The 26,581-nt window shown below is 71.2% G+C and carries 24 protein-coding genes, 1 tRNA gene and 2 pseudogenes; 22 read left to right on the plus strand and 5 right to left on the minus strand.

Annotation, left to right across the window (positions count from 1 at the left end):
* The 18 genes from IH45_RS0135860 to IH45_RS0135945 form a co-directional block, all read left to right on the plus strand.
* On the plus strand, positions 1 to 971 hold a 971-nt coding region (locus IH45_RS0135860; RefSeq protein WP_030678637.1), incomplete at its 5' end, for a hypothetical protein.
* A gap of 166 nt (positions 972 to 1,137) precedes the next feature.
* A complete protein-coding gene (locus tag IH45_RS0135865) occupies positions 1,138 to 1,539 on the plus strand; it encodes an NADH-quinone oxidoreductase subunit A (RefSeq protein ID WP_003983386.1) in 402 nt (133 codons plus the stop codon).
* Positions 1,530 to 2,348 carry an NADH-quinone oxidoreductase subunit B gene (locus tag IH45_RS0135870; protein ID WP_030678641.1) on the plus strand — a complete coding sequence of 273 codons (819 nt, stop codon included), beginning with the start codon at positions 1,530 to 1,532 and terminating at the stop codon, positions 2,346 to 2,348. Before IH45_RS0135865 ends, IH45_RS0135870 begins: the two co-directional genes overlap by 10 nt.
* On the plus strand, positions 2,345 to 3,730 hold the full coding sequence (locus IH45_RS01000000144475; protein ID WP_063763086.1) for an NADH-quinone oxidoreductase subunit C: 1,386 nt from the start codon (positions 2,345 to 2,347) through the stop codon (positions 3,728 to 3,730). The genes IH45_RS0135870 and IH45_RS01000000144475 overlap by 4 nt, the downstream gene beginning before the upstream one ends.
* Positions 3,727 to 4,692: a complex I subunit 1/NuoH family protein gene (locus IH45_RS0135880; RefSeq protein WP_030678648.1), complete on the plus strand. Its 966-nt coding sequence runs from the start codon at positions 3,727 to 3,729 to the stop codon at positions 4,690 to 4,692. The genes IH45_RS01000000144475 and IH45_RS0135880 overlap by 4 nt, the downstream gene beginning before the upstream one ends.
* A complete protein-coding gene (locus IH45_RS0135885; protein WP_050515427.1) occupies positions 4,692 to 5,321 on the plus strand; it encodes a NuoI/complex I 23 kDa subunit family protein in 630 nt (209 codons plus the stop codon). The genes IH45_RS0135880 and IH45_RS0135885 overlap by 1 nt, the downstream gene beginning before the upstream one ends.
* Positions 5,318 to 5,974 carry an NADH-quinone oxidoreductase subunit J family protein gene (locus IH45_RS01000000144480; protein ID WP_032918940.1) on the plus strand — a complete coding sequence of 219 codons (657 nt, stop codon included), beginning with the start codon at positions 5,318 to 5,320 and terminating at the stop codon, positions 5,972 to 5,974. Before IH45_RS0135885 ends, IH45_RS01000000144480 begins: the two co-directional genes overlap by 4 nt.
* Complete coding sequence (gene nuoK / locus IH45_RS0135895; protein ID WP_030678657.1) at positions 5,974 to 6,372, plus strand: NADH-quinone oxidoreductase subunit NuoK; 399 nt, start codon at positions 5,974 to 5,976, stop codon at positions 6,370 to 6,372. The genes IH45_RS01000000144480 and nuoK overlap by 1 nt, the downstream gene beginning before the upstream one ends.
* Positions 6,369 to 8,402, plus strand: coding sequence for an NADH-quinone oxidoreductase subunit 5 family protein (locus IH45_RS0135900; RefSeq protein WP_030678659.1), 2,034 nt, complete (start codon positions 6,369 to 6,371; stop codon positions 8,400 to 8,402). Before nuoK ends, IH45_RS0135900 begins: the two co-directional genes overlap by 4 nt.
* Before the next feature lie 17 nt (positions 8,403 to 8,419).
* The gene (locus IH45_RS0135905) at positions 8,420 to 10,048 is read left to right on the plus strand and encodes a complex I subunit 4 family protein (RefSeq protein ID WP_030678662.1); all 1,629 of its coding nucleotides are present in this window, start codon (positions 8,420 to 8,422) and stop codon (positions 10,046 to 10,048) included.
* Positions 10,048 to 11,583, plus strand: coding sequence for an NADH-quinone oxidoreductase subunit N (locus IH45_RS0135910; protein WP_030678665.1), 1,536 nt, complete (start codon positions 10,048 to 10,050; stop codon positions 11,581 to 11,583). Before IH45_RS0135905 ends, IH45_RS0135910 begins: the two co-directional genes overlap by 1 nt.
* Positions 11,584 to 11,945: 362 nt before the next feature.
* Positions 11,946 to 12,809, plus strand: a complete 864-nt coding sequence (gene htpX, locus IH45_RS0135915) for a zinc metalloprotease HtpX (RefSeq protein WP_030678668.1) — start codon at positions 11,946 to 11,948, stop codon at positions 12,807 to 12,809.
* Between the two features lie 135 nt (positions 12,810 to 12,944).
* A complete protein-coding gene (locus tag IH45_RS0135920; RefSeq protein WP_030678671.1) occupies positions 12,945 to 13,337 on the plus strand; it encodes a YccF domain-containing protein in 393 nt (130 codons plus the stop codon).
* Positions 13,338 to 13,446: 109 nt separating this feature from the next.
* Complete coding sequence (gene cseB, locus IH45_RS0135925) at positions 13,447 to 14,187, plus strand: two-component system response regulator CseB (RefSeq protein ID WP_324607974.1); 741 nt, start codon at positions 13,447 to 13,449, stop codon at positions 14,185 to 14,187.
* A gap of 11 nt (positions 14,188 to 14,198) precedes the next feature.
* Positions 14,199 to 15,497, plus strand: coding sequence for a sensor histidine kinase (locus IH45_RS0135930; protein WP_030678677.1), 1,299 nt, complete (start codon positions 14,199 to 14,201; stop codon positions 15,495 to 15,497).
* Positions 15,498 to 15,741: 244 nt separating this feature from the next.
* A complete protein-coding gene (locus IH45_RS0135935) occupies positions 15,742 to 16,020 on the plus strand; it encodes a hypothetical protein (RefSeq protein ID WP_158813381.1) in 279 nt (92 codons plus the stop codon).
* Between the two features lie 278 nt (positions 16,021 to 16,298).
* On the plus strand, positions 16,299 to 17,081 hold the full coding sequence (locus IH45_RS0135940; RefSeq protein ID WP_030678687.1) for an ABC transporter ATP-binding protein: 783 nt from the start codon (positions 16,299 to 16,301) through the stop codon (positions 17,079 to 17,081).
* A 66-nt stretch (positions 17,082 to 17,147) separates the two neighbouring features.
* On the plus strand, positions 17,148 to 19,709 hold the full coding sequence (locus tag IH45_RS0135945; protein ID WP_030678692.1) for an ABC transporter permease: 2,562 nt from the start codon (positions 17,148 to 17,150) through the stop codon (positions 19,707 to 19,709).
* Between the two features lie 43 nt (positions 19,710 to 19,752).
* Here IH45_RS0135945 and IH45_RS1000000145620 read toward each other — a convergent pair whose 3' ends face one another.
* On the minus strand, positions 19,753 to 20,481 hold the full coding sequence (locus IH45_RS1000000145620; protein WP_050515428.1) for an antibiotic biosynthesis monooxygenase: 729 nt from the start codon (positions 20,479 to 20,481) through the stop codon (positions 19,753 to 19,755).
* Positions 20,482 to 21,344: 863 nt separating this feature from the next.
* On the opposite strand from IH45_RS1000000145620, the gene IH45_RS1000000149055 reads away from it, so the two are divergent.
* Positions 21,345 to 22,250, plus strand: a complete 906-nt coding sequence (locus tag IH45_RS1000000149055; RefSeq protein WP_158813383.1) for a hypothetical protein — start codon at positions 21,345 to 21,347, stop codon at positions 22,248 to 22,250.
* A 202-nt stretch (positions 22,251 to 22,452) separates the two neighbouring features.
* A pseudogene (locus tag IH45_RS01000000144490) lies at positions 22,453 to 22,984 on the plus strand (helix-turn-helix domain-containing protein); the annotation flags it as partial.
* 176 nt (positions 22,985 to 23,160) lie between these two features.
* Here the strand turns inward: IH45_RS01000000144490 and IH45_RS1000000149060 are convergent.
* The gene (locus tag IH45_RS1000000149060) at positions 23,161 to 23,316 is read right to left on the minus strand and encodes a hypothetical protein (protein ID WP_158813385.1); all 156 of its coding nucleotides are present in this window, start codon (positions 23,314 to 23,316) and stop codon (positions 23,161 to 23,163) included.
* A 521-nt stretch (positions 23,317 to 23,837) separates the two neighbouring features.
* Here IH45_RS1000000149060 and IH45_RS1000000148300 point away from each other — a divergent pair.
* A complete protein-coding gene (locus IH45_RS1000000148300) occupies positions 23,838 to 24,281 on the plus strand; it encodes a phage integrase central domain-containing protein (protein ID WP_158813387.1) in 444 nt (147 codons plus the stop codon).
* 163 nt (positions 24,282 to 24,444) lie between these two features.
* On the opposite strand, the gene IH45_RS0135970 is transcribed toward IH45_RS1000000148300, so the two are convergent.
* On the minus strand, positions 24,445 to 24,933 hold the full coding sequence (locus IH45_RS0135970) for a YajQ family cyclic di-GMP-binding protein (protein ID WP_030678700.1): 489 nt from the start codon (positions 24,931 to 24,933) through the stop codon (positions 24,445 to 24,447).
* A 191-nt stretch (positions 24,934 to 25,124) separates the two neighbouring features.
* On the opposite strand from IH45_RS0135970, the gene IH45_RS0135975 reads away from it, so the two are divergent.
* Positions 25,125 to 25,206 (plus strand) — tRNA-Tyr (locus IH45_RS0135975).
* 201 nt (positions 25,207 to 25,407) lie between these two features.
* Here the strand turns inward: IH45_RS0135975 and IH45_RS0135980 are convergent.
* The gene (locus IH45_RS0135980; protein ID WP_030678702.1) at positions 25,408 to 26,067 is read right to left on the minus strand and encodes an NAD(P)H-binding protein; all 660 of its coding nucleotides are present in this window, start codon (positions 26,065 to 26,067) and stop codon (positions 25,408 to 25,410) included.
* 76 nt (positions 26,068 to 26,143) lie between these two features.
* Positions 26,144 to 26,581, minus strand: a pseudogene (locus IH45_RS0135985) (hydrolase); the annotation flags it as partial.

A 26,581-nucleotide genomic window follows, 5' to 3' on the forward strand; every position in this document is an offset into this window, starting at 1 on the left:
CCCATAACCCCACGCACACCCCCGCCCCCACCCCCGTCTCCGTTCCCCTCCTCCCGCCCGAGCTGGACGGGGTGCAGGCCAAGCCCCGGCACGGGGAGTCCGCCGCGCGGCGGGCGGGGCGGGCGCTGCGGCGGGTGTTTGCCTCGTCCGCCGCGGCCGAGACCGAGGCGCTGACCCGGGCCGCGCACGCCATCCAGCAGCCCGTGACCACCGGGCGGCAGCTCGCCGTCTCCAGCATCCGCGGTGGTGCGGGCAAGTCCACCGTCGCCGCCCTGCTCGCCCTCACCTACGCGCACTACCGCTCCGACCCGGTGCTGGCGGTGGAGGCCGACCCGGCGCTGGGCACGCTGCCGCACCGGCTGGGCGCGCGGGAGGTGCGCTGGTCGGGCACCGATCTGGCGCAGATCGTCGGCCCGGACATGCTGATCACCGACCTGACCGGCTACCTCCTGCCGTTCACGGGTGGCGGCTGGCTGCTGCCCGGCAGCCAGGGCGCGATCGGTACGCGGCTGGACCTCGACACGTACCGCACCGTCATGACCTCCCTGCGCCGCCACTTCGCCACCACGGTCGTGGACTGCGAGACGCTGCCCGCCGAGGTGGCGCGCACCGCGCTGGTCACCACTCAGGCGCGCGTTCTGGTGACTCCGGCGACCGTGGAAGGCGTGCTGGCGACCAAGTCCGTACTGGAGTGGATGGGCGGCGTACACCGCGGACTGCTGCCGACGTGCGTCGTCGTGCTCAACCACACGTCACCCGACGGGGGCATTGACGTACGCAAAGCTGTCGAGCATCTGGGGGCGGGCGGTGCGGCGGTGCTGCCGCTGCCGTACGACCGGCACCTGGCCGGCGGCGGCGCCGTACGTACGGAGCTGCTGGGGGAGCGGACGCGGGAGGCGGCGGCGCGGCTCGCCGCCGAGGTGATGGACCGCGCGGTGTCGCGCGGCCCGGGGAAGCAGCGCCGGTCCTGACGCCGCCACGCGGGGCCCCGGCGACGGGGCCAGGTGGGGCGAAGTCGGGCCATAGCCGTCCGTCATGTGACGCGACTGCTCACCTGGGGCGGGGCAGGGCCTAGACTCCCGTGCGTACAGATCGTCGAAGTCGTTGAACAAGAGCAGTCAGGGAGCGAGGGCGGACGTGCCGGACGCGACCGTACGCACCAGCATCGCCGCGGACTATTTCCAAGGCTATTCGGTCGTCGGCCTCATCGCCGTGATCGGTGTGCTCTTCGTGGCCGTGGCCTTCGGTGCCGGGCGGCTGCTGCGGCCCGTGGTGCCCACCCCGGAGAAACTGCTCACCTACGAATGCGGCGTGGACCCGGTGGGCGAGGGCTGGGCACACACCCAGGTCCGCTATTACGTCTACGCCTTCCTGTACGTGATCTTCGCCGTCGACTCGATCTTCCTTTTCCCCTGGGCGACGGTCTTCGCCGCCCCCGGTTTCGGCGGCGTCACGCTGGTGGAGATGTTCATCTTCCTCGGCTTCCTCGCCGTCGGCCTGCTCTACGCATGGAAGAAGGGCGTCCTGGAATGGACGTGACGAACGCCAAGCCGACCGCGACGGCGGGTGCCGAGCTGCCCGTCGTGTCCGCCGGCGGTGCCGTCGAACGGCGCCGGCTGGGCCCGCTCGCCCGGCTGGCCCCCGAACCCATGAAGGTGGTCCTCAACTGGGGCCGCCGCTACAGCCTGTGGGTCTTCAACTTCGGCCTCGCCTGCTGCGCGATCGAGTTCATCGCCGCGTCGATGGCCCGGCACGACTTCATCCGGCTCGGCGTGATCCCGTTCGCGCCGGGGCCGCGGCAGGCCGACCTCATGATCGTCTCCGGCACGGTGACGGACAAGATGGCGCCCGCGGTCAAGCGGCTGTACGAGCAGATGCCGGAGCCGAAGTACGTCATCTCCTTCGGCGCGTGCTCGAACTGCGGCGGCCCCTACTGGGACTCGTACGCGGTCACCAAGGGCGTCGACCAGATCATCCCCGTCGACGTGTACGTACCGGGCTGCCCGCCCCGGCCCGAGGCGCTGCTGCAGGGCATCCTCAAGCTCCAGGAGAAGATCGCCCGCGAGTCGCTGGGGGAGCGGTACGGGAACGGGGACCAGCCGTCCGCGAACGGTGGCCATCCGGCCGCTGACGGCGGCAACGGCGCAGGTCCGGTCGGCGGGCCGTCGGCCGCCGCGCTGCGCAGCGGACTGGTCGCGCCGCCGGAACCGGGGGTGTCGGGGGTATCGGGGACGTCGGCGTCAGCCGAGGCCGATACGGAAGCCGGTACCGGTACCGGTGCCGATACGGAACCCGGTGCCGGAAACCGTGACGCTGACGGGAAGCCGAAGGGAGCGGGGGAGCAGTGAGCGACGAACAGTCCCCGGCTCCGGGCCGCCCGCAGGGCGAGGAGGCGGCGGCCGGGGAGACGCCCGTGGCCGATCCGTCCGCGGAGCCCGCTGTTGCGGAGCCCGCCGCCGCGGAGCCCGCCGTTGAGGAGCCCCCGGCAGCGGAGCCTCCCGTCGGCTGGCTGCCCGGCCCCGCCACCGGGATCTTCGGACCCGGCGCCACCGCCGAAGAGGCCTACGACCTGCTCACCGTCGACGTGCCCGCCGAGGCCTGGATCCCGGCGCTGACCGCCGCCCGCGACGATCTCGGGTGCAGCTACTTCGACTGGCTGAGCGCGGTGGACGAGCCCGGTACGGGCTTCCGCGTCTGCGCCCACCTCGCCGACATCGCCCGGCCCGGAACCGTACGGCGCCTGGTGGTGCGCACCACCGTCCCGCACGACGCGGCCGTACTGCCCACCGCCACCGGCGTGTACGCGGGCGCGGGCTGGCACGAGCGCGAGACGCACGAGATGTTCGGCGTCGACTTCACCGGCCATCCGTACCTGGAGCCCCTGCTGCTCCCGGAGAACTTCGAGGGCCACCCGCTGCGCAAGGACTTCGTGCTGGCGGCGCGGGTCGCCAAGGCGTGGCCGGGTGCCAAGGAGCCGGGCGAGTCCGAGCACGGCGGGCCCAAGCGCCGCCAGATGCTGCCGCCCGGCGTGCCCGACCCGAACGAGTGGGGCCCGTTGAAGGGCCAGCTGCCGCCTGCCCCGGCCCGCCCGGCCCGCGGTGCCCGTGCGGCCGGTGGTGCCCGTGCGGCCGGTGGGGCTGCCGGGGAGCGGCCGGTCCGCCGTACGCGTACGGCCGGCGCCGGGTCGGCGAGCCAGCAGCCGGGTGCTGCGGGCGCGGCGCAGACACCGGCAGCAGACGCGTCGGCCGCCGCCGAAGCCTCGGCCCCGGCCGCCCCGCCGGAACGTCCCTCCCGGCCGGAACGTCCCGCCCGCCGGACGCGCAGCGCCAGCCAGGGGTCGGTCAGTCAGGGACCGGCCGGCCAGGAATCGGACAGCCAGGGATCGGCCAGCCAGGAGTCGGCTGAACCGGCCGCCCCGGAAGTGCCCACCACCCCGGCATCCTCCGACGCCCCGTGGCACCACGCCCGCCCCGCCTTTGAGGACGAGCCGAAGCCCGAGCCGAAACCTGCCCCGAAGCCCGGGGCAAAGGGCGAAACGGCCGCGGCCGCGACCCCGGCCCCGCCCGAGAAACCGCGCCCCGCCGAAGGCAACAGCACCACAGCCGAAGGCAACAACACCGCCCCCGAAACCAGCGACACCGCCCCCGACCCCAGCGACCCCAACACCCTCCACCCCGGCGAACCCCCCGCCCCCGACGGCGCGACAGAAGAAGGCGGGACCAGACCATGAGCGACGCCCTCGACATCGCCCTGCGCCTGATCGCCGTCTTCGTCGCCTTCCTGGTCTTCCCGCTGGTCATCGGCCAGACCGAGCACAAGGTCATGGCCCATATGCAGGGCCGCCTCGGGCCCATGTACGCGGGTGGATTCCACGGCTGGGCGCAGCTCGTCGCCGACGGTGTGAAGTTCGCGCAGAAGGAGGACGTCGTACCGGCCGGTGCCGACCGGCGGATCTTCCAGCTCGCGCCCGCCGTCGCCCTGCTGCCGTACCTGCTGGTCCTGATCGCCATCCCGATCGGCCCGCACAACGCGGTCGGACAGTCGCTGGACGCGGGCATCTTCTTCGTCCTCGCCGTCATGGGCGTCGGCGTGCTGGGCTCGCTGATGGCGGGCTGGGCCTCGGCCAACAAGTTCTCGCTGCTCGGCGGGTTGCGTACCGCCGCCCAGCTGCTGGCGTACGAGCTGCCGATGCTGCTCGCCGCCGCCTCCGTCGCGATGGCCGCCGGCACGCTCTCGCTGCCCGGCATCCTGGACGCCTTCCACTGGTGGTGGGTGCCCTGGCAGATCGTCGGCGGCCTGGTCTTCTTCACGGCGGGGCTGGCCGAGCTCCAGCGGCCGCCGTTCGACATGCCGGTCGCCGACTCCGAGATCATCTTCGGCGCGTACACCGAGTACACCGGGCTGCGCTTCGCGCTGTTCCTGCTCGCCGAGTACGCCGGCATCGTCGTGCTGTGCGCCCTGACCTCCGTGCTCTTCCTCGGCGGCTGGCACGGGCCGTTCGGCGCGGACGGCCTCGGCTGGCTGTGGACGCTGCTGAAGACCGCGATTCTCGCCTTCGGTGTGATCTGGCTGCGCGTCAGCTACCCGCGGCTGCGTGAGGACCAGCTGCAGAAGCTGGCCTGGACGGTGCTGATCCCGCTGGCCCTCGCCCAGATCGCCCTCACCGGCGTCGTCAAGGTGGTGATCTCGTAATGGCCCCGGAGAATCCGCAGAAGAAGTCCGGCTGGCCCGGCAGCGGTCTGGCCAAGGGACTGGCCGTGACCCTGCGGACGATGACGAAGCGTTCGGTCACCGAGCAGTACCCGGAGGTCCAGCCCGAACTGGCGCCCCGCACCCGCGGTGTGATCGGGCTGTTCGAGGAGAACTGCACGGTCTGCATGCTGTGCGCGCGCGAGTGCCCGGACTGGTGCATCTACATCGACTCCCACAAGGAGACGGTGCCGCCCGCCGCCCCCGGCGGCCGGGAACGCAGCCGCAACGTCCTGGACCGCTTCGCCATCGACTTCTCTCTGTGCATGTACTGCGGTATCTGCATCGAGGTGTGTCCTTTCGACGCGCTGTTCTGGTCGCCGGAGTTCGAATACGCCGAGACCGACATCCACAATCTGACCCACGAGCGGGACAAACTCCGCGAGTGGATGTGGACGGTGCCGGAGCCGCCGGCCCTCGACCCCGCGGCCGAGGAGCCCAAGGAGATCGCCGCCGCCCGCAAGGCCGCCGACAAACTCGCCGCCCAGGAAGCCGCCGAACGGCAGGCGGCCGAGGAAGCAGCCCGGGAAGCAGCCCCGGGCAACGCCCAGGAACAGGAGGGGAGAGCGTGACGCTCGCCGCCGCAAGCCACGGCTTCCTCTCCCCGACCGGGGTCGAGATCGCCTTCCTCCTCGTCGGCCTGGTCACCCTCGGCGCGGCCGTGGTCACCGTCATCACCCGGCAGCTGGTGCACGCCGCCCTGTGGCTGGTGGTCACCCTCGGCGGCATCGCCGTCGAGTACCTGCTGCTGACCGCCGAGTTCATCGCCTGGGTACAGGTCCTGATCTACGTCGGGTCCGTCGTCGTCCTCCTCCTCTTCGGACTGATGCTCACCAAGGCGCCCATCGGCCGCTCCCCGGACGCCGACTCGGGCAACCGCTGGGCCGCGCTCACCGTGGCCGTCGCCTCAGCCGCCGCGCTCGTCTGGGTCGTCACGGACGCGTTCCGTACGACCTGGATCGACCTGGACGGCGCGGTCCAGGGCTCCACCGAAGCCTCCGGGCGCAGCCTGTTCCAGTACTGGGTGCTGCCGTTCGAAGCGCTCTCCGTCCTCCTCCTCGCCGCCCTCGTCGGCGCGATCGTGCTCTCCCGCAGGAACGGCGACCCCGAGCACACGGGCGGCAGGAAGCCCGCCGGCGGCCGGCGGCCGGTCGGCGACCGCGCACCGGCTGCCGACCGCCCGCGCTCCGGCGGCCCCGCACGCACCCGAGAGGACCGAGGCTGATGCATCTCGCCTACCCCGCCGTCCTCGCCGTCCTCCTGTTCTGCGTCGGCCTGTACGGCGTGCTCGCCCGGCGCAACGCGATCCTGGTCCTGATGTCCGTCGAGCTGATGCTCAACGCCGTCAACCTCAACCTCGTGGCGTTCGACGTCTGGCTGCGCGACAAGCTGCACGCCGGCCAGGCGCTCACCCTCTTCACCATCGCCGTGGCCGCCGCCGAGATCGGCATCGGCCTGGCGATCGTCCTGCTCGTCTACCGCAACCGCGGCAGCTCGGACGTGGACCGCCTGCGCGACCTCGCCGAACGCCCGGACGGCACGGACCCGAACGATGACCTCACCGGCGGCCCGGACGCCGCCGGCCGGCCGCGGCCGGACCACCAGGCGGAGGCCGCCGCGTGACGACCACGACCACCGCCGTACTCGTACCCCTCCTCCCCTTCCTCGGCGCCCTCGCGGGCCTCCTCCTCGGCCGCCGGGCGCCCGGTTTCGTGCGCCCGCTGGCCATCCTGCCGACCCTCGCCGCGGCCGCCCTGGCCGTCGTCGTGGCGGTCGCCCAGGGCGGCGGCGCCGGTGCGGGGAAGGCCCCGGTGGACGCCGCGACCCGGCTCACCCCGACCGGCTCCGTCCCCATCGACCTCGCCCTGCACATCGACGGCTTCGCCGCCCTCGTCGCCGTGCTCGTGGCGGTCGTCGCCTGCTGTGTGCAGATCTACTCGACCGGCTACCTGCGCGACGACCCCCGCTACCCCTCCTACGCCGCCCTGGTCTCCCTCTTCACCGCCGCGATGCTGCTGGTCGTCTACTCCGGCGACCTGATGGTGCTGCTGGTGGGCTGGGAGATCATGGGCATCTGCTCGTACTTCCTGGTCGGCCACTACTGGGAGACCGAAGCCGCCCGCTCCGCCTCCCTCAAGGCGTTCCTCGTCACCAAACTGGGCGACGTCCCCTTCCTCTTCGGCATCTTCGCGCTCGCCGCCGACGCCGGGACGTTCCGCATCACCGGCATCCTGAAGACCGTGGCCGTCGGCGGGCTGGACCACCCCACCCTGATCGCGCTGCTCCTGCTGGCCGGTGTCGCGGGCAAGTCCGCGCAGTTCCCGCTGCACACCTGGCTGCCCGACGCGATGGCCGGCCCGACCCCGGTCTCGGCCCTCATCCACGCGGCCACCATGGTCGCCGCCGGTGTCTACTTCGTCGCCCGTCTCCTCCCCGTCTTCGCGGCCTCGGCCGCCGCGATGGTCGTGCTCGCCGCCATGGCCGCGGTCACCATGGTCGGCTCCGGACTCGCCGCCCTGGCGCAGGACGACATCAAGCGCGTCCTGGCCTATTCGACGGTCGGCCAGCTCGGCTACATGACCGGCGCGCTGGCCGTCGGCGACCGCGGCGCCGCCGTCTTCCACCTCCTGTCGCACGGCGCGTTCAAGGCCCTGCTCTTCCTCGCCGCCGGTGTGGTCATCCACGCCGCCGGCACCAACTCGCTGGCCGCCATGTCGCGGATGCGCGGCCTCGCCGGACGCATCCCCGACGCTTACTGGACGATGACGGTCGCGCTGCTCGCCCTGGCCGCCATCCCTCCGTTCGCCGGCTTCTTCTCCAAGGAAGCCGTGCTGGGCGCCGCCGAACACGCCTCCACCGGCCACGCCACGGCCTCCGGCACGCTCACCGCCGTCCCCACCGCGGCCGGCTGGACCGTCCTGCTCGCCGGGCTGATCACCGCCTTCCTCACCGCCGGGTACGCGACCCGGCTGTGGCTGCTGGCCTTCCACGGCAAGGGCCCGGAAACCGCCCCCGACCACGGCAAGCAGCCGATCGTCATGAACGCCGTGCTGTGGGTGCTGTTCGTCCCCACCCTGGCCCTCGGCCTGGCCACCCCCGTCCTGCCCGACTGGTTCGACGGCCGCTCGCTGACCCCGACCCTCACCACCTCCGTCCTGGGCACCGGCGTCGCCCTCGTCGGCGCCCTGGTCACCTACGGAGCCTGGCGGCACACCACCGCCCTCGCGGCCCGCGTCCCGCTCGGCGCGGTCGCCGTGGCCCCGGACGCCGCCCCCGCGGACTCCGAGGAGAGCGCCATCGCCACCCACGCCGCCGCCTACGGCGACAACGCCGGCGCCCCGGACCCCGCCGACCCCGGCCGGCTCCTGCTGGGCCCGCTGCACCGCCCCGCCGCCGTCGGCTTCCACCTCGACGCCGTCTACACCGCCCTGTTCGTCCGGCCGGTACGAGCCGGCGCCCGCCTCGTGCGCTTCCTCGACCGCGAGGTCGTCGACGCGTACGTGAACGGCGCGGGCACCGCCTCCCGCTGGCTGGGAGCCGCCGTCCGCCGGGCCCAGACCGGCAATGTGCAGACCTATCTGGGCGCGCTGCTCGCGGGCTCGCTCGTCCTGGCCGTCGCCGTCGTCCTCGTCGCTACGGGCACGGGAGCCTGACCGTGAATCACACCGCTATGCAGCTTCTCCTCGCGGCCGTCGTCGTCCTCCCCCTGGTGGGCGCGGTCGCCGCACTGCTCCCCGCCCCGCCCGGGCTCAAGGGCCGCGACCCCGGCCAGGCCGTACTGCGCCACGGTGTGACCGTCACCGGCGCCGTGCTGGCCGCGGCCATCGCCCTGGCCGTCGGCTTCGACCACGACCACCCGGCCCGGATGCAGGCCACCACCGACATCAGCTGGATCCAGGCGCTCGGCATCCGGATCCACCTCGGCATCGACGGCATCTCGCTCCCCCTCCTCGTGATGACCGCGCTGCTGACCTTCCTCTGCGCGCTCTACAGCTACTTCCACATGCCCGCGGGCCCGTCCCCCAAGGCATTCGTGGCCCTGCTCCTGGTCCTGGAGGCCGGCACCCTCGCCACCTTCGCCGTCCTGGACCTCGTGCTGTTCTTCCTCGCCTTCGAGATGGTCCTCATCCCGATGTACTTCCTCATCGCCCGGTGGGGCGGTGCGCAACGGCAGTACGCGGCGTGGAAGTTCATCCTTTACACCCTCCTCGGCTCGGTCGTGATGCTGCTGGGCCTCCTGCTCATCGGCCTGAAGTCCGGCACGTTCGACATGGTGGCACTCGCCACTGACAACGGGCCGAAATCCCAGCTCAGCCACACCGTCCAGCTGCTGGCGGTGCTCGCGATCGGCATCGGACTGGCCGTCAAGGCGCCGATGTGGCCGCTGCACAGCTGGCTGCCCGACGCGCACACCGCCGCCCCCACCGTCGGCTCGGTGCTGCTGGCGGGCGTGCTGCTGAAGATGGGCACGTACGGCTTCGTGCGCATCGCGCTGCCCATCGCGCCCGACGGCATGCACACCTTCGCCCCGTACCTGGCCGCGTTCGCCGCCGTCGGCATCGTCTACGGCTCGCTCGCGTGCCTGGCGCTCGCCCGGCGCGGCGCCAAGGGCGACCTCAAGCGCCTGATCGCGTACAGCTCGGTCGGCCACATGGGCTTCGTCCTGCTCGGCATCGCGACCATGACACCGACCGGCGTCAACGGCGCGCTGTTCGCCAACATCGCGCACGGCCTGATCACCGGCCTCCTCTTCTTCCTGGTCGGCGCCCTCAAGGACCGCTACGGCACCACCGACCTGGACCGGCTCGCGGGCCGCACCGGCGCCGCCCTGTACGGACGCGCCCCGCGCTTCGGCGGCCTGCTCGCCTTCGGCGCCATCGCCTCCCTCGGCCTGCCCGGACTCGCCGGCTTCTGGGGCGAGATGCTGGCCATGTTCGGCGCTTTCCGGCCCGCCGAGGGCCTCAGCCGCCCCGCGTTCCTCACGTTCATGGTGCTGGCCGGCCTCGGCACGCTGCTCACCGCCGCGTACCTGCTGATCGTCGTACGACGGGTGTGCATGGGGAGCAAGGAGACCGCCGAGGGCGGCGGTGACGAAGCCTTCGGGAAGACCGCGGGCACCGAAGAGGACATCGCGTCCGGCGCCACCCGTACCGCCCCCGTCATCCCCGACCTGGCCCGCTACGAATACGCGGCCTGGTCCCCGCTCGCCGCCCTCACCGTCCTCGCCGGCCTGTGGCCCGCGGCCCTCCTCGGCCTCACCGACCCGGCCGTTCAGCAGCTCCTCGGAGGCGGTAAGTGATGAGTTCCGTGACCTCGCTGGTCCAGTCCGTCGACTGGCTCGCCGTCGCCCCGCCCACGATCACCGCCGTCGTCGCCCTGGCCGTCCTGGTCGCCGACCTCTTCGTACCCGCGCACCGCAAGCCGCTCCTCGGCTGGTGCGCGATCGGCGGCCTCGCCCTGGCCGCGCTCTCCCTCCTCCCCCTGGTGGCGGGGGACCGCCGCACCTTCTGCCTGACCTCGGACCCCGGCGTCTGCAGCTACGCGGCCGACCACTTCGCCGTCGTCATCCAGTTCCTGGTCCTGGCCGGTGCGCTGCTCACCGCCCTGCTGTCGGTCACCGCCATCGAGGACCACCGGCTGCCCGCGGGCGAGTTCTGGTTCCTGCTGCTGTCCTCGGCGGCGGGCGCGGCCCTGCTGCCTGCCTCCCGGGACCTGGCGACCCTCGTCATCGCCCTCGAAGTGGCCTCGCTGCCCGCCTTTGCCCTCGTGGGACTCAAGCGCGCGAACCGCCTCTCCTCGGAGGCGGCCCTGAAATTCTTCCTGTCCTCGGTGGCGGCCACCGCGGTCATGCTCCTGGGCGTCAGCTTCGTCTACGCGGCGACCGGCAGCCTCCACCTGAGCCGCGTCGCCGACGCCCTCACCCGCCTGCCCGACCCCCAGCTGGCCACCCTGGCCACCGCGGGCGTCGCCCTCACCCTCGTCGGCTTCGCCTTCAAGACCGCCGCCGTGCCGTTCCACTTCTGGGTGCCCGACACCTACGTGGGCGCGCCGCTGCCGGTCGCCGCGTACCTCTCCGTGGTCGGCAAGGCCGTCGGCTTCTCCGGCCTCATCCTGGTCGCGGTCCAGGGCTTCCCCTCGTACGCGAACGTCTGGGGCCCGGCCGTCGCCGTACTGGCCGCCCTGACCATGACCATCGGCAACGTCGCCGCGCTGCGCCAGGCCCCGGACCGCGCGCACAGTGCCGTACGCCTGCTCGCCTGGTCCTCGGTGGGCCAGGCCGGCTACCTGCTGGTGCCGATCGCCGCCGCCGGGTACGCCGACGACGCCGCGCACGCCATCGGGTCCACCGTCGCGTACGCCCTGATGTACGCGGCCGTGAACCTCGGCGCCTTCGGGGTCGCCGCCCTCGTGGCCCGTACGAACCCCGCCAACCGCATCAGCGACTACCGCGGCCTCTACGCGCGCCGCCCTCTGGCCGCGCTCGCCCTCGGCTTCTTCCTGCTCTGCCTCGCGGGCCTGCCGCCCGGCATCATCGGCCTGTTCGCCAAGGTCACGGTCTTCTCGGCGGCGGTGGACGCGGGCCTGGCGTGGCTCGCCGTCGTCATGGCCGTCAATGTGGTGATCGCGCTCTACTACTACCTCCAGTGGACGGCGGTGCTCTTCCGTACGGGGGAGGAGCAGAGCGAGTCCGAAGCCGGTACCGGCGCTGCGGCTGTGGCCGGGGCACGGACCGTCCCGCTCACCGCCGCCATCGCCCTGGCCGCCGTACTGGGCATCGTCCTGTCCGGCGCGCCGCAGCTGGTCCTCCGCTTCGCCTCCGGCGCACTCCTCTGAGCGCACCGCGCAAGCGCTTCCCGACGGCGGCCTGACTGCGGCAGGCCGCCTACTCCTCGGCCGCCCAGGCCGTCATTCCTCCCCGCGACTGGCCGGAAGGTGCCGTCCTGCCGTCGGCGGCTGGCCGGAAACACCGGCTCCCCGCCCGCCGCCCGGCCGGAATCCGCCGGGCCGCTGCCCGTGCCGGGACGCACCCGCGGCGCACCCGCGCGGGGGCTCACTCATACGGCCGTACGCCGCCTTCCCGTGCGCAAGGGAACCAGCACCCTCCATCTGGCGTTGACCAGACAGAAAGGGTCCACTGAAAAGTGGAGGAAACGTCAGCAAAGGGTTCCCCTGCCGTACCACCTGGAGGGCGTACCGTGCACCGCAGGCACAACGGGCTCAGGACCGCCGTACTCCTCGGGGGACTGTCCGCGCTCATCATCGTCATCGGCGGCTTTTTCGGCCGTACCGGCCTGATCGTCGCGGTCCTGGTGTCCCTCGGAACCAACGCCTACGCGTACTGGAACAGCGACAAACTCGCCCTGCGGGCCATGCGCGCCCGCCCGGTGAGCGAGTTCGAGGCCCCGCAGCTCTACCGGATGGTCCGCGAGCTGTCCACGGCGGCGCGCCAGCCCATGCCCCGCCTGTACATCTCCCCGACCCAGGCCCCCAACGCCTTCGCCACCGGCCGCAACCCCCGCAACGCCGCCGTCTGCTGCACGGAGGGCATCCTGCACCTCCTGGACGAACGCGAACTGCGCGGCGTCATCGGCCACGAACTCAGCCACGTCTACAACCGCGACATCCTCATCTCCTCCGTGGCCGGAGCGCTGGCCTCGGTCGTGCTGTTCCTGGTCAACTTCGCCTGGCTGATCCCCGTGGGCCGCTCCGACGACGAGGAGGGCCCGGGCATCCTGGGCATGCTGCTGATCATGATCCTCGGCCCGGTGGCGGCCTCCGTCATCCAGCTGGCCGTCAGCCGCTCCCGCGAGTACCAGGCCGACGCCTCCGGCGCCCAGCTCACCGGCGACCCGCTCGCCCTCGCCTCCGCGCTGCGCAAGCTGGAGGCGGGCACCCGGCAGCTCCCGCTGCCGGCCGAACCCCGGCTGGAGACGGCGAGCCACATGATGATCGCCAACCCGTTCCGGCCCGGCGACGGCCTGACCAAGCTGTTCTCGACCCACCCGCCGATGCGCGAGCGCATCACCCGCCTGGAACAGATGGCGGGCCGCCACTCCTGAGGCCGCCGTTCCCGAGGCCGCCGCTCCTGGTTCTCCGGCGTCCCCCGGCGCCTGCAACGATTCGCGCCGCCGCTGCGTCTACCTGGAGGAAAGACTCGACCACCGCACGACTCGGTGCATGGAAGGCTGCCGCGCATGAAGCTCATCCTCAACGTCATCTGGCTGGTCCTCAGCGGCTTGTGGATGGCCATCGGCTACGTGTTCGCGGGCATCATCTGCTGCGTCCTGATCATCACGATCCCCTTCGGCATCGCCTCGTTCCGCATAGCCGGCTACGCGCTGTGGCCCTTCGGCCGTACGACGGTGGAGCGCCGCGACGCGGGCGCCGGATCGGTCATCGGCAACGTCATCTGGGTCATCTTCGCGGGCTGGTGGCTGGCGCTCGGCCACATCGTCACCGGGCTCCTGCTGTGCGTGACGATCATCGGTATCCCGTTCGGCATCGCCAACTTCAAGATGGTGCCCATCTCGCTCCTCCCGCTCGGCCGCGAGATCGTCCCCACGGACCAGCCCTTCGCCGCCCGCTGAGCAGAAAAGTTTCTTCCGGGCCGTCGGCCGGGCACGCATGCATCAGCTCCCCGTGCCTGCCCACGGGACCGGCGCCCCACCGAACCGTCCGAACAGGAGTCGACCGCTCGTGTCCTCGCCCGCCCCCGACGGGGCCCCTTCGCGCCCCGTGCGCGTGCTGCTGGTGGAGGACGACGACCTGATGCGGCGGTCCTTCGCCGTCGCCCTGGAGCGCTACGGCTACGAGGTGAAGGCCGCGGCCGACGGCCTCACGGGCCTTGAGCTCTTCCGCGACGAGAGCTTCGACCTGCTGATCCTGGACGTGATGCTGCCCGGCCTGGACGGGATCGGACTGTGCCGCCGAGTCCGGGAGACCAGCCTGGTGCCGGTCCTGATGATGTCCGCGCGCGGGGACGGCCTCGACGTCGTCGCCGGCCTGGAGGCCGGGGCGGACGACTACGTGGTCAAGCCCGTGGACACGTACGTCCTGGTGGCACGCATCCGCTCGCTGCTGCGGCGCGCGTCCTACGCGCCCGCCCCCGGGCCCGAGCCGGCCGCGGGCGGGGAACCGGAGCCGTCCGAGGGCGATGTACTGGTGTTCGGGGACCTGACGATCGACACCGGCGGCATGGAGGTGTCCGTCTCCGGGAGCCCGGTGGCGCTGACCCCGACCGAGCTGAAGCTGCTGCTGGAGTTCGCCGCCCACCCGGGCCTCGTACTGGAGCGGCACACGCTGCTGCGCAATGTCTGGCAGTACGGCTGGGACGGCGACAGCCGGGTGGTGGACCTGTGTGTGCAGCGGCTGCGCCGGAAGCTGGGCCGGGACCGCATCGAGACGGTCCGCGGCTTCGGCTACAAGCTCAGGCGCTGAGAACGGTGCGCGTGTTCCGCCGTCTGCGGCCGGACTTCTCGTCCCTGCGCTGGAAGATCGCCGCGCTGGCCGCGGCCGCGGCGTTCCTGGTCGTGGGGGTGGTGGGGGTGCTGGTGCACCTGTGGACCGCGCAGGACATCCGCTCCCGGGCCGAAGCGCAGGCGTACAACGCCCTGACCTCGGCCATGGACGTCTACCGGCGTACCGGAGCGGTGGTCGAGGGCGCCGGGCTCGATCCGGCCGACCTGCCCGCGGCCCTGCGCCACCCCGCTGACGGCAAGCAGCACACGGCTTACGACATCCCGGTCTTCTGGGCCGCCCAGCGGACCGGCGGCCCGGGCAGCCCGGTGCTGGCCGTCGACTACCAAATGGGTACGGAGCTGCACAATCTCCGCGAGCTCGATATGACCATGGTGGTGGCCTCGCTGGTCGCGCTCGCAGCGGCCGTGCCGCTGGTGGTCTACGGCGCCGGGCTGCTCGCCCGCAGGCTGCGGCAGGTCTCCGAGACCGCGGGCCGGATCTCCGCCGGGGACCTGGACGCCCGCACCGGGACCACCAAGGGCCGCGACGAAGTGGCCGAGATCGCCGCCACGGTCGACCGGATGGCCGACCACCTCGGCCAGCTGCTGCGCGCCGAGCGGCAGTTCACCGCGGACGTGGCCCATGAGCTGCGCACCCCCGTCGGCGGTCTGCTGGCCGCCGCCGACCTGCTGCCGGCCGGTGAGACGGAGGACCTGCTGCGGGCCCGGGTGCGGGATCTGCGCGGCCTGGTCGAGGACCTGCTGGAGATCTCCCGGCTGGACGCCGGGGCCGAGCAGCCGGTCCGCGCCCGGGTGCCGCTCGACGCCGTTGTCTCCGAGGCCGTGGCACGCACCGGCCTCCCCACCGAGGTCACCGTCACCGAGGCGGCCGAGGGCAACGTTTCCGAGGCGACCGAGGCCACCGTCGCCGAGCCGACCGAGGTCACCGTCACCGGGGCGCGAGCCGCCCGGACCGTGGAGACCGACCCGCGCCGCCTGGAGCGGATCGTCGGCAACCTCGTCGTCAACGCCCACCGGCACGGCGGGCCCCCGGTAGAGGTCACCGTCGAGGGCCGTACGGTCGTCGTGCGCGACCACGGCCCCGGCTTCCCGGCAGACGTGCTGCTCCACGGTCCCCGCCGGTTCCGGACCGGTGCGGCGGAGCGCGGTACGGGCCATGGCCTGGGCCTGACCATCGCCCTGGGCCAGGCCCGGCTCCTCGACGCCGAGCTGCGTCTGGAGAACGCCCCGGACGGCGGCGCCGTCGCCATCCTGCGGCTGCCGGCCTGACCGCCCGGCGCCGCCCCCCCCACAAAACCGCCTCTCCCTACAGAACCGCCACCCCCTATAGAACCGCCCCTACAGAACCGCTACGAAGCGGCGCGGTCGCCGATACACGGCGGCTCAGGCCCCGATACGTTCCCTCGGCATCCTTCGAAGCGTGCCTTGCCGCACCGGAAGAAGAGCCCCTGTGGCCGGCCGGTCACCGCTGTCCGTGACCGGAGCGGTCCACACGAATGCCGAGGAGACCGCCGTGAACACGTCCGACAACGCATCCCCCGTCCAGCCGCGCCGGAGCGGCTTCGCCACCCGCGCGCGGTCCGGCGTGTTCACCGGCGTGTGGGCCGTCGGCGCCCTCGCCGTCGTCACGTCCGTACTGCTGATCATCGGCGCCTTCGCCGCGGACCCGCTGGCGGGCGAGACGGGGCAGCCCGCCGCCCTGCTCGGACTGATCGCCTTCTGCTTCGGCGTGACGCTCCTGACCGTCGGTCTGCTGGCCCGGTCCGTCGTGGCGAAGGCGGAGCGCCCGTAGGAGCCCGTGCACGACCTGATCGCCCAGCGGCCGGGAACGGAACGGGAGAAGCACTCCGACGGGCCAGGACCCCTCGGTGGCACCTGTGGTGAAGCCCAGGTGCTCCGGGGGGTCCTGTCATGTCCTGCCCTGCCCTGGCCGATGCCCGCTTCGACCGCACCGCCCCCTACAGAACTGCTACGAAGCGGCGCGGTCGCCGATACACAGCGGCTCAGGCCCCGATACGTTCCCCGGACACCCTTCGGAGTGCACCGTTCCGCACCCGAAGAGGAGTCCCCGTGTCCGTCGTCCCCTCCACCCCACGCGCGCAGCACACGGCACCCGGGATAGCAGCCGCCACCCTCGACCTGTCGAAGGTCTACGGCAGCGGCGACACCCGCGTCGTGGCCCTGGACCGGGTCAGCATCGACTTCCGGGAGGGCGAGTTCACCGCGATCATGGGCCCTTCCGGCTGTGGCAAGTCCACCCTGATGCACTGTGCCGCCGGGCTCGACTCGCCCAGCTCCGGCTCCGTGCGCGTCGGCACCACCGAACTGAGCACGCTGGGCGACCGGCAGCTGACCCGGCTGCGCCGCGACCGGATCGGCTTCATCTTCCAGGCGTTCAACCTGCTGCCGACGCTGACCGCGCTGGAGAACATCACGCTGCCGCTGACCATCGCCGGACGCCGCCCCGACCAGCGGTGGCTGGACCGCGTGGTCGCCATGGTCGGCCTCTCCGAGCGCCTCGGTCACCGGCCCGCGCAACTGTCCGGCGGGCAGCAGCAGCGCGTCGCGGTCGCCCGCGCCCTGGCCGCACAGCCCGCGATCATCTTCGGTGACGAGCCCACCGGCAACCTCGACTCCCGTGCCGGGGCCGAAGTCCTCGGCTTCCTGCGCGACTCGGTGCGCGAGCTGGGCCAGACCGTGGTGATGGTCACCCACGACCCGGTCGCCGCCGGCTACGCCGACCGCGTGGTCTTCCTCTCCGACGGCCGCCTGGTCGACGAGATGACAGCCCCCACCCCGGACCGGGTCCTGGACCTGATGAAGAGCCTCGACAGCCGCTCGCACACCTGCTGAGCCGTCCCCGCCCCAGCACCGGCCCAGCCCACCGCTCGCCTCCACCGAGCCCCTCAGGAAGCCCCCATGCTGAAAACAGCCCTGCGCAACCTCCTGGCGCACAAGGCCCGTCAGATCATGACTCTCCTCGCCGTCTGCCTGGGGGTCGCGTTCGTCAGCGGCACCCTCGTCTTCGCGGACTCCGCCGCCGAGGCCCATCGCGCCGCCGCGTCGAAGAACTTCGCCGACATCGCGGTCTCCGTGTCCGCGAAGGCACCCCCGCCGGGGGCCGCCGCGAACCAGAAGTCCAGCGCGCTCGACGACGCGCTCGTACGGAAACTGGGCGGCGTACCCGGTGTTGCCGACGTGCGCCCGGAGGTCGACGGTTCGGCCGCCTTGAACGCGGCGGACGGCACCCCGCTGCGGGTCAAGATGGGGGCGAATCGCGCTTCCGGCTACATACCGGGCAAGGACGGCAAGGACAGCCGCTACCCGCTGGCCGAAGGCCGCGCCCCGGCGGACAGCGGTGAACTCGCCGTGGACAGCGGCACCGCCGCCGCCGGCCACTTCAGCATCGGCGACACGATCACGCTGGCCACCGACGGCCCCGTCATGACCAAGCGGCTCGTCGGCATCGTCACCACCAAGGACACCCGGGTGACCGCCGGCGGCACCCTCGCCCTGTTCGACAAGGCGACCGCCCAGAAGCTGTTCTCGTCCCCGGGCCACTACACCGGGATCGATCTGTCCGCCACTCCCGGCACCGACCAGTCCGAGCTCTCCCGCCGGGTCACCGGCGTGCTCCCGGCCGACCGGGCCGAGGCCACCACCGGTGCCGGTCAGGCCGCCCAGCAGGGCATCCTCGTCAACACCCTGACCCGGGGTTACGAGAAGCTGCCGCTGGTCTTCGCCGGGGTCTCGCTGTTCATCGGCTCGTTCCTCATCATCAACACCTTCACCATGCTCGTGTCGCGGCGCACCAGGGAGATCGCGCTGCTGCGGGCGATCGGCGCCACGCGCCGCCAGGTGTCCCGCTCCGTGCTCCTGGAAGCCCTCCTGGTCGGCCTCGTCGCGTCGGCGGCCGGCTTCCTGCTCGGCCTCGGCATCGCCTCCGTACTGCCCGACATCCTGAGCACCGACGGGAACACGCTGCCCCAGGGCCCCCTGGTGATCGGCCCGCGCTCGGTCGCGGCGGCGCTCGGCGTGGGCGTGGGCGTCACCGTGCTCGCCGCATGGCTCCCGTCCCGCAGGGCGGCGAAGGTCGCGCCCGTCGAGGCGATGCGTACGACGGAACAGCCGCCCTCCGCCAAGCGGTCCCGGATCCGCGCCGGGGTGGGCCTCGCCCTCCTCGTCGTCGGCGCCGGTCTGCTGGTGTCGCTCTCGGGGGCGAAGGACGCCTCGGAGAAGAACCTGCAGAACGCGATGTTCGGCTGCGCCCTCCTCGTCGCCGCCCTGATCGTCCTCGCGCCGGTCCTGGCCTCCCCGGTGATCCGGCTGACCGGCCGGATCACCGGCCGCTTCGGGATCACCGGCCACCTCGCCCAGCGGAACGCACTCCGCGACCCGAGGCGCACCGCCGCCACCGCCGCCACCCTGCTGATCAGCACCGCACTGGTCGCCGGCCTCGCCGTCATCGGCAACTCCACCGGGCAGGCCCTCGACCGCCAGGCCGCGGCCGGCCTCGGCGCCGACTACCTGATCAGTTCCCGCAGCGACACGACCGGCGTCGACCCGGCCGCCGTACGACGGGTGGCCGACACCCCCGGGGTGCGGACCGCGGGCGCCGTCACGGACTCCACCCTGTTCACCGGCGGCGGTGTCCGGAGGATCTCCGGTGTCGACCCCAGCACTGTGCAGGACCTCATGAAGCTCGACTTCGTCAGCGGCTCCGCCAAGGATCTCGGGCCGGGCCGGATCGCCGTCTCCAGCACCATCGCCCGGAAGAACGGCGTGACCACGGGCGGCCGCCTCAACGTCCGCCTCGGCCGGAACCAGGAGTTCACGAAGTACACCGTCGTGGGCGTCTACAAGGACAACCCGGTCGCCCACGACGCGCTCGGCGCCCGTACCGAGGTGGCGAAGAACAGCTACCTGCCCGGCTCCGTCCAGCGCGTCCTCGTCCGCACCGACGACGGCGCGGTCTCGAAGACCACCGAGGACCGGCTGCGCACCGCCGTGGGCAACAACCCGCTGCTGAAGGTGCAGGACCGGGAGCAGTTCGTCCAGGAGGCCGCCGGCACCATGGGCGACCTGCTGACCCTGATGTACGGGATGCTCGCCATCGGCGTCGTCATCGGCGCGCTCGGCATCATGAACACCCTGGCCATGTCGGTCGCCGAACGCACCCGGGAGATCGGCGCCCTGCGCGCCCTCGGCATGGACCGCTCCGGAATCCGGCGGATGATCCGTCTGGAGGCGGTGACCGTCGCCGCGTTCGGCACGCTCATCGGCCTGGCGGGCGGCCTGTTCGGCGCCTGGGCGGTCGGCTCGCTGGCCAACGGCGCGATGCCGCAGTACTCCCTGGCACTGCCCTGGGGGACGCTGCTCCTGGTGTGCCTGCTCTCCCTCGTGATCGGCGCGCTGGCCGCCGCCGTCCCGGCCCGCCGGGCCGCCGCCCTGAGCCCGCTGGAGGCCGTGGCGGAGGCGTGACGCACGGCCGGTGTCCGGCGGGACGGTGGCGATCCCCGCTCCCTCACCGCCGTACGAGCCCCCGGGGCGTCACGTACCGCTTGAAGCCGAGCGGCGTGACGCCCGGGACGCTCTCCACGAACCGCATCACCGCCCCGCCCCGCTGGAGCGACGTCTCGACCACGCGCTGGTGTGCGGCCTCGTCCGTCCACTCGCTGTAGTTGAAGACCCGGGTGCCGTCCTCGCTGATGTGGAAGTTCGAGGAGATCCCGCCGGACGGCGTCCGGGAGCCGTCGGCGGCGTCCGGCTGGAGGCCGTTCATCATGTCCAGCAGGCCGTCGACCAGCTGCCGGGCGGCCTCGTGGCCCGTCGTGGCGAAGCGGACGGTCACGATGCACCCCGGCTCCGGCGGCTCGCCCTGCGGCAGCAGGCTGCGGTAGTAGCGGTAGCGCCGCGCCCCGCCCTCCTCCTCGGCCCGCAGGGGCGCGCCGGCGGCCCCCTCCGCCCACTGCCCGAAGCCGAGCACGGTACGGCCGTCCGTCCCGGCCAGGAAGACCTGCGACACCAGCCCGTCCGGCACCGGCGCCGCCGCCAGTGCCCGCGCGGCCCCCTCGATCATCGCCTGCTGACGCCCGGCGTCCCCCGCGTCCCACTCACTGATCAGCACGGGCCCGACGCCGTCCCGCCGCACATCGGGCAGCACGTCCACCAGGAAGCGCGCCGGATCCTGGAAGCCGCCCGGGACCGTGGTGCGGACGTGCGTGGCCTGCTGGTTTTCCGTTTCCGAAGTCATACGGACACTCTCTGACCTCAACCAAACTTGAGGTCAAGGCCCGAACCGTGCAGCTTCCCCGAAGACCCGGTTCCCGCGCGAACCTCTCGCCTCCGGACATGCCGACGGGGCGGCACGCGCCCGCGCGCCACCCCGCCGCACAGCCCCGGGCTGGGGCCCGGAAAACCGGTCCTACCGGTAGTTCGCGAACCTCCCTGTGCTCCTCTGACCTGCACGGATCCGCCTATTAGTATCCTGACCTGCTAAAACTACTCTCGGTGGTTGTCGCGGTCTTCCGTGATCTTCTGGGGGCTTGTGCCCTGGGTGTGCCCTCGGGGTGTGGAGGCTGGCCGCGCCCGAGGTTGGTCTCCCGGAGCTTCGATGGATCGACGGATCTTGTATGCCACTGGAAACCCTCAGTTCTTGCTCAAGTGGCGCCCTGCGTCGGAAACTTCTCGCATAATCAGCGAAATGCCCCTGCGGACATGGGAGAGGGAATGAGTGCCCTTCCGGACGGATTCTTCAGTTCCGTCGAATCTGAAATAGAATCCCCTTGGGTTAATGTGCCAGTGAAGATTGCCGTCCTGTCGATAGCTCTCTATGTTGCCGTAGAGATTGTGCGGTGGATCGCGATCTGGTTCTGGAGTAGTGTAAGTGTACGGATTGAGCGTCGCGCATGGTCGGATGGTTTGGTTGAATCTGCCGGTAAGATCGGTGTTGACGTCCGAGTCCCTGGTTGGCGTAGCCGGATCCCGAGATCCATATTTCAACTCCCAAAGAAGACGCCAAGGCGCCTGTTTCACTATGTGAGAGCGAGGCGTCTTGTCAGGATGATCCCCTCGCGAAAGTTCCATGCTATGGCGACGCGAAGGAGTCGGGTCAGCATGCTCTCTGAGCTTCCCATGCGGGCCGTCCGGGCAGTTGGCAAGCGTCCGATGGTCCTAGGTGCTGCGGCTTTTCTCGTGTATGACTACGAACGTCCACGTAAGCTGGAGAGTGATCTCGATCGGTTCGTTTCGATGCTTCCCAAGATGGCGGAGCAGAGGACGTGGATTCCGGTCTTGATTCTGATGGTCGGCGTCCTGGCTGCTTCTCGATCCAGCCCGCTCGTTGATCGTGTCCGGGCGCGGGATGAGGCCGCGAAGGATGCTAACCGAATGTTGACCGAACTTCTTGCCAGGCTACGTGAGCTGCAAGTGGCGGTAGTGCTGTGCCATGACTCGCTTCCCTCCTATCGGCAGGCTTACTTCGATAATCTGTGCGGCCCATATGAAAAGAGGAGGGCATGGTCGCCTGCATTCGGATTTGAGAGGGGATTTCCATTCCAAATGAGAATCCTGGAAAAGGAGCTGGATGGGTCCGAGTTCCAGAGGGCTCGTGCTGCGATTGAGGCCGTGAATGCTCAATTGCATGCAATACGAGACAAAGGCCTCTCGTCCGTAGTCATTCGGATGCTGTCCCCTGTTTCTGCTGCGTTTCGCGATTGCGGGTTCCATCGCGAGCTCAATTTCACGGGGCGTCAATATGGCGAATCGAATACATCTGTCTTTGATTTCGATTGGATGCTGCGGCGCGGCGAGAATATTGAAAGGAGGGTGAGTCGGCGTGAAGTTCATGAGCCGCCATGCCGACTCGACGTCACTCTCGTGCATGAAGCCTATCGCCTGGATGATTTGATCCTGAGTAGTGTATTGAATGAGTTCCGTCTTGAGCGTATTTGTAGATTCTTGCGGAAGCGGATTCACGGAACTACGTTTACTCGTCTTCTAGGAGGCGCTGGGGCCAAGTGAAGGCGTACTGGAGTCTTCGTGCCGACGGGAAGTTCTTCTTTCGCTACGAGGCTTCCTGATGTGGAAGGGGTATTGGCTGCAGAGGGCTATGTTTCCGCTTAGGGCTTGAGACCAGTGCTGGGTAACTATTGCCCGGAGGCTTCAGCTCGGCACCTTTAGTCGCAATACCTCTTGTTCACCCGGGCTCTCAGATGCAATCGCCTTGGTATGCGAAGGGCACCGGGCGCTCCACAAGCAGCAGGCTGACTCTCGCCACCCGCTCGGCAAGACGCAGGGCTGGGTCTCGAAGATGGAGCGCGGCCTGATCGAGTTCGGTCGCGTCGGCCTGCTCAACCTGATCGCCGCCGAGTGCACCCCAACGACCTGATCGGCCGCCCGTACACCAGCGACCCGGTCGAAAATCAGCGGCAGGTGTCCGCTGGCTCGATCATGCGCGAGTTGCGTCGGTACGACCTGGCGCCGGTTTCTGACGGCACCCCTCGCGCGTCCGGCGAGTTGTGGCGCGAGATGACCCGGCTGCATCGCCTACGGGACGCGGCGTCCAACGTTGCCATTCTGTGAGTCCTGCCCGACCTGCTGCGCGAGGCCCGCGCCTTGGCCGAGGTTTCCGCGGGGCATGAGCGTGAAGAGACGTACGCATCTTCACGGTTGCCTGCAAGTTCGCTCACACCGCTGCGCATTCGCTCGGGCACCCGGAGCTCATCGCCATGGCGGCCGAGCGCGCCGCTGTCAGTACATTCGCGCAGGCTCTGTACGCCGTCTGGGAGAGCGGGGAGGGGCGACCCGCTACCGCACCGGGCTGCGGTGATCGCTACTGCTCGCGACTGGGTCGTGCATCGCGCACTTACTGCCGCGTGAACAGCAGTTGGGGTTTTGCGTCGCGGCCACGATCGGCCTGGGTGATGAGCGGTTACCGCAGGAACAGGGGCTGATAGTCGCCGGTCCGGATGTCCCGGATTTCCTGGTCGAGGTCGGCGAGCAGGACGGCTAGGCGCCGCCCGGTTCCGGTGGGGTAGAGCGCGGTTCCGTCGGCGAGGCGGATTGCCTTGTTGCCCCATCGAGCCATGACGCCGACCTCAGGGTGCGGCAGGTCGGCACTTTCGGGTACGTCGGCCGGGGCGAGCAGTCGGGCGCCTCGGCAACGGCGGCGTTGTACGCCTCGGATGCAGCGACAAACGCGCGTACCGCGTCGCGGGCGGCGACGTACTGGACGGCGAGGGCGCCGGCGTCGAGCGGCCCGCCGAGTATCGGGCCCATGCAGTGAACGGCAAGGGGAGGGGGACGAATGGCTGAGGTCTACGACCGGTGGCACAAGTCGCGCACGACCGACAAGGACAAGTAGTGCGCCGAGCACACCAGCGAGACACGCAAGCTCATTCCGAGCGGTGAGCACGGCAAGGCAAGCGCTGGCAGGCGCGTTGGCGCGACGAGAGCGGGAAGCAGCGCAAAGATAACTTCGACAAGCGCGCCGCAGCCGGGACCCGCGAGGCCACCGTCAAAGCCGACCTCGACCGGGGATTGTACGTTGACCCGGCAGTCGGCAAGAAGAGCTTTCGGGCCGTCGCTGAGCGGTGGCGCACGTCGGCCGTGCACCGGCCGACCACGGCATCCCGTGTCGAGCGGGGGCTGCGCAACCACGTCTGTCCGACGTTCGGCGACCGGCCGATAGCCAGCATTCGGCCGACGGAGGTACAGGCTTGGATCAAGGACCGGACACAGGTGCTCGCACCGTCGACGCTCGCGGTCACGTGTGCCTACCTGAGCACTCCGGCTCAGACGGCAGTGGCCGACGGGATCATCGCGCGGAACCCTTGCGAGCGGGTGCGGGTGCCGCGGCAGAGAGCGAACAAGGCGCTCACGGCGACGTACGTACGAACAGGCGACGCGACATGGGTCCGCAGGGGCAAGCCCGAGGGCAGCGTGCCCGCCCGCGTCGAGGTCCCGGACGGGGCGAGCCTGCACGACCTGCGGCACTTCTACGCGTCGCTGCTCATCAAGCACCGCGAGAACGTCAAGACGGTTCAGAAGTAGCTCGGCCACGCCAAGCCGTCGATCACGTTCAACCACCTACACGCACCTGTGGCCGGACGAGGAGGACACAACGAGGGCCGCCGTCGAGGCAGTCCTCGGTGATGTGCCCCCGTTGTGCCTGCGCGCTCAGCCTGACGACGTCCGTTCAGGTCAGACCGCTTGATCAGCGGTAGTTCACGAACTGGAGCGCGAAGTCCAGGTCCTTGCCCTTCAGCAGCTGCTGCACGGCCTGGAGGTCGTCCCGGCTCTTCGAGCTGACCCGCAGTTCGTCGCCCTGTACCTGCGCCTTGACGCCCTTCGGGCCCTCGTCGCGGATGATCTTGGCGACCTTCTTCGCGTTCTCCTGCGAGATGCCCTCCTGGAGGGAGGCGGAGATCTTGTACTCCTTGCCGGAGGCCTGCGGCTCGCCCGCGTCCAGCGCCTTCAGCGAGATCCCGCGCTTGATCAGCTTGGACTGGAAGATGTCGAGGACAGCCTTCACCCGCTCCTCGGCGTTGGCCCGCATCTCGATCTTCTCGCCCGACCACTCGATCGACGCGCCCACGCCCTTGAAGTCGTAGCGCTGCGAGATCTCCTTGGCGGCCTGGTTGAGGGCGTTGTCGACCTCCTGCCGCTCGACCTTCGAGACGATGTCGAAACTGGAGTCGGCCATCTTGAGTTGGCTCCTCGTACGTAGATCCGTCAGGGGTGCGGCCCGGTCGGGGCCGCCAGGCAAGCCTAGTCACCCCGCGCATGATCGATCCGGGAAGAACCGGGTGGCGGACCACCCCCGGCCATCGGGTATGGTTTACGTCGTTGCCACGGAGCGGCGCCCGACGGGCGGATCTCCCGGCAGCAAACCCTGGCGGTGTGCCCGAGCGGCCAAAGGGAGCAGACTGTAAATCTGCCGGCTTCGCCTTCCCAGGTTCGAATCCTGGCGCCGCCACAGGTCCGAAGAGGCCCCGATCCGTGAAAGCGGATCGGGGCCTCTTTGCTGTCCCGGGAGCTGTCCTGGGCCTGCCCGGAGGCCGTGCCGCGCGGCTCACCCGTACCCGGTCGGCCGTACGCCGTACGCGCGGGGGAGCGGCGCCGGGCTGACGGGAAGGCCCCCGCGCCTTGTGGGGGCGGGGGCCCGGGCGGCCTCCGGTCAGCCGGCGGCCGCGCGGACCGCGTCCTCGACCGGGGTGTCGCCGCCGACTAGTTCCAGCGTGCGGCCGGCCGTGGCCGGTTCGGTCAGGAGGGCGGCGAGTACGGCCGCGACATCGTCGCGGGGGATCTCACTGCGGCCGGTCGACTCGGCCAGGCGGACGTTGCCGGTGCCCGGGTCGTCCGTCAGGCGGCCGGGGCGCAGGATCGTCCAGTCGAGACCGGACCGGGCGCGTACGTCGGCGTCCGCGGCGCCCTTGGCGCGCAGATACGCCGCGAACACCGGGTCGGTGCCCTCCGGCGGCTCCTTGTCGGCGCCCATCGACGACACGACGATGAAGCGCCGTACACCGGCCGCCTCGGCCGCGTCCGCGAACAGCGCGGCGGCGGCGCGGTCCACCGACTCCTTGCGTTCGATTCCGCTGCCGGGTCCGGCGCCCGCCGCGAAGACCGCCGCGTCCGCCCCTTCGAGGTGCCGGGCGAGGTCGGCGACCGTGGCCGTCTCCAGGTCGCAGACGACCGGCTCGGCCCCGGCGGCCAGCAGGTCCCCGGCCTGTTCGGGCCGCCGGATGATCCCCGCCACCTCGTCCCCGCGCCCGGCGAGCAGCCGCTCCAGCCGCAGCGCGATCTGACCATGTCCACCTGCGATGACAATGCGCATGATCCCGACCGTACGCCTGTCCCGCCGTCCGGGCGCGACACCCCGGCCGATACCGCCGGGCCGGGCGCCCGGCCGCTCAGCGCTGCGACTGCCGCGGCAGCTCCAGCGCCACCACCGCCGCCGAGTCGCAGTACTCGCGCACCGCGCTCGTCCGGGCCACCACGCGCCCCTTGTGCACGACGATCCGGCTGTACGCGAGGGACAGCACCCCGGCGAGGCTGCCGCCGCGTACGGCCAGCAGCTCGGCGGGGAAGCCCGCTTCGACGCGGACCTCCGGGAGGCCCAGCGTCGCCCGGGCGGCCGCGCCGACCATCTCGTAGGCGGCCTCGGGGCTCGCCTCCCCCAGGGAGGCCAGCAGGTACGCGGCCTCCAGGGGATCGCCGCGGCCCACCGGGTTCGCCACGTCGCGCAGGGCGCCGCTGCCGGCCGCCACCCGCACCCCGGCCGCGCGCAGCAGCCGTACGGGCGCCTGACGGGCCGCCGGACCCGGCACCCGGCCGGAGCCCGGCAGGGC

Source organism: Streptomyces rimosus subsp. rimosus (genome assembly GCF_000720725.1).
Classification (GTDB): domain Bacteria; phylum Actinomycetota; class Actinomycetes; order Streptomycetales; family Streptomycetaceae; genus Streptomyces; species Streptomyces rimosus_A.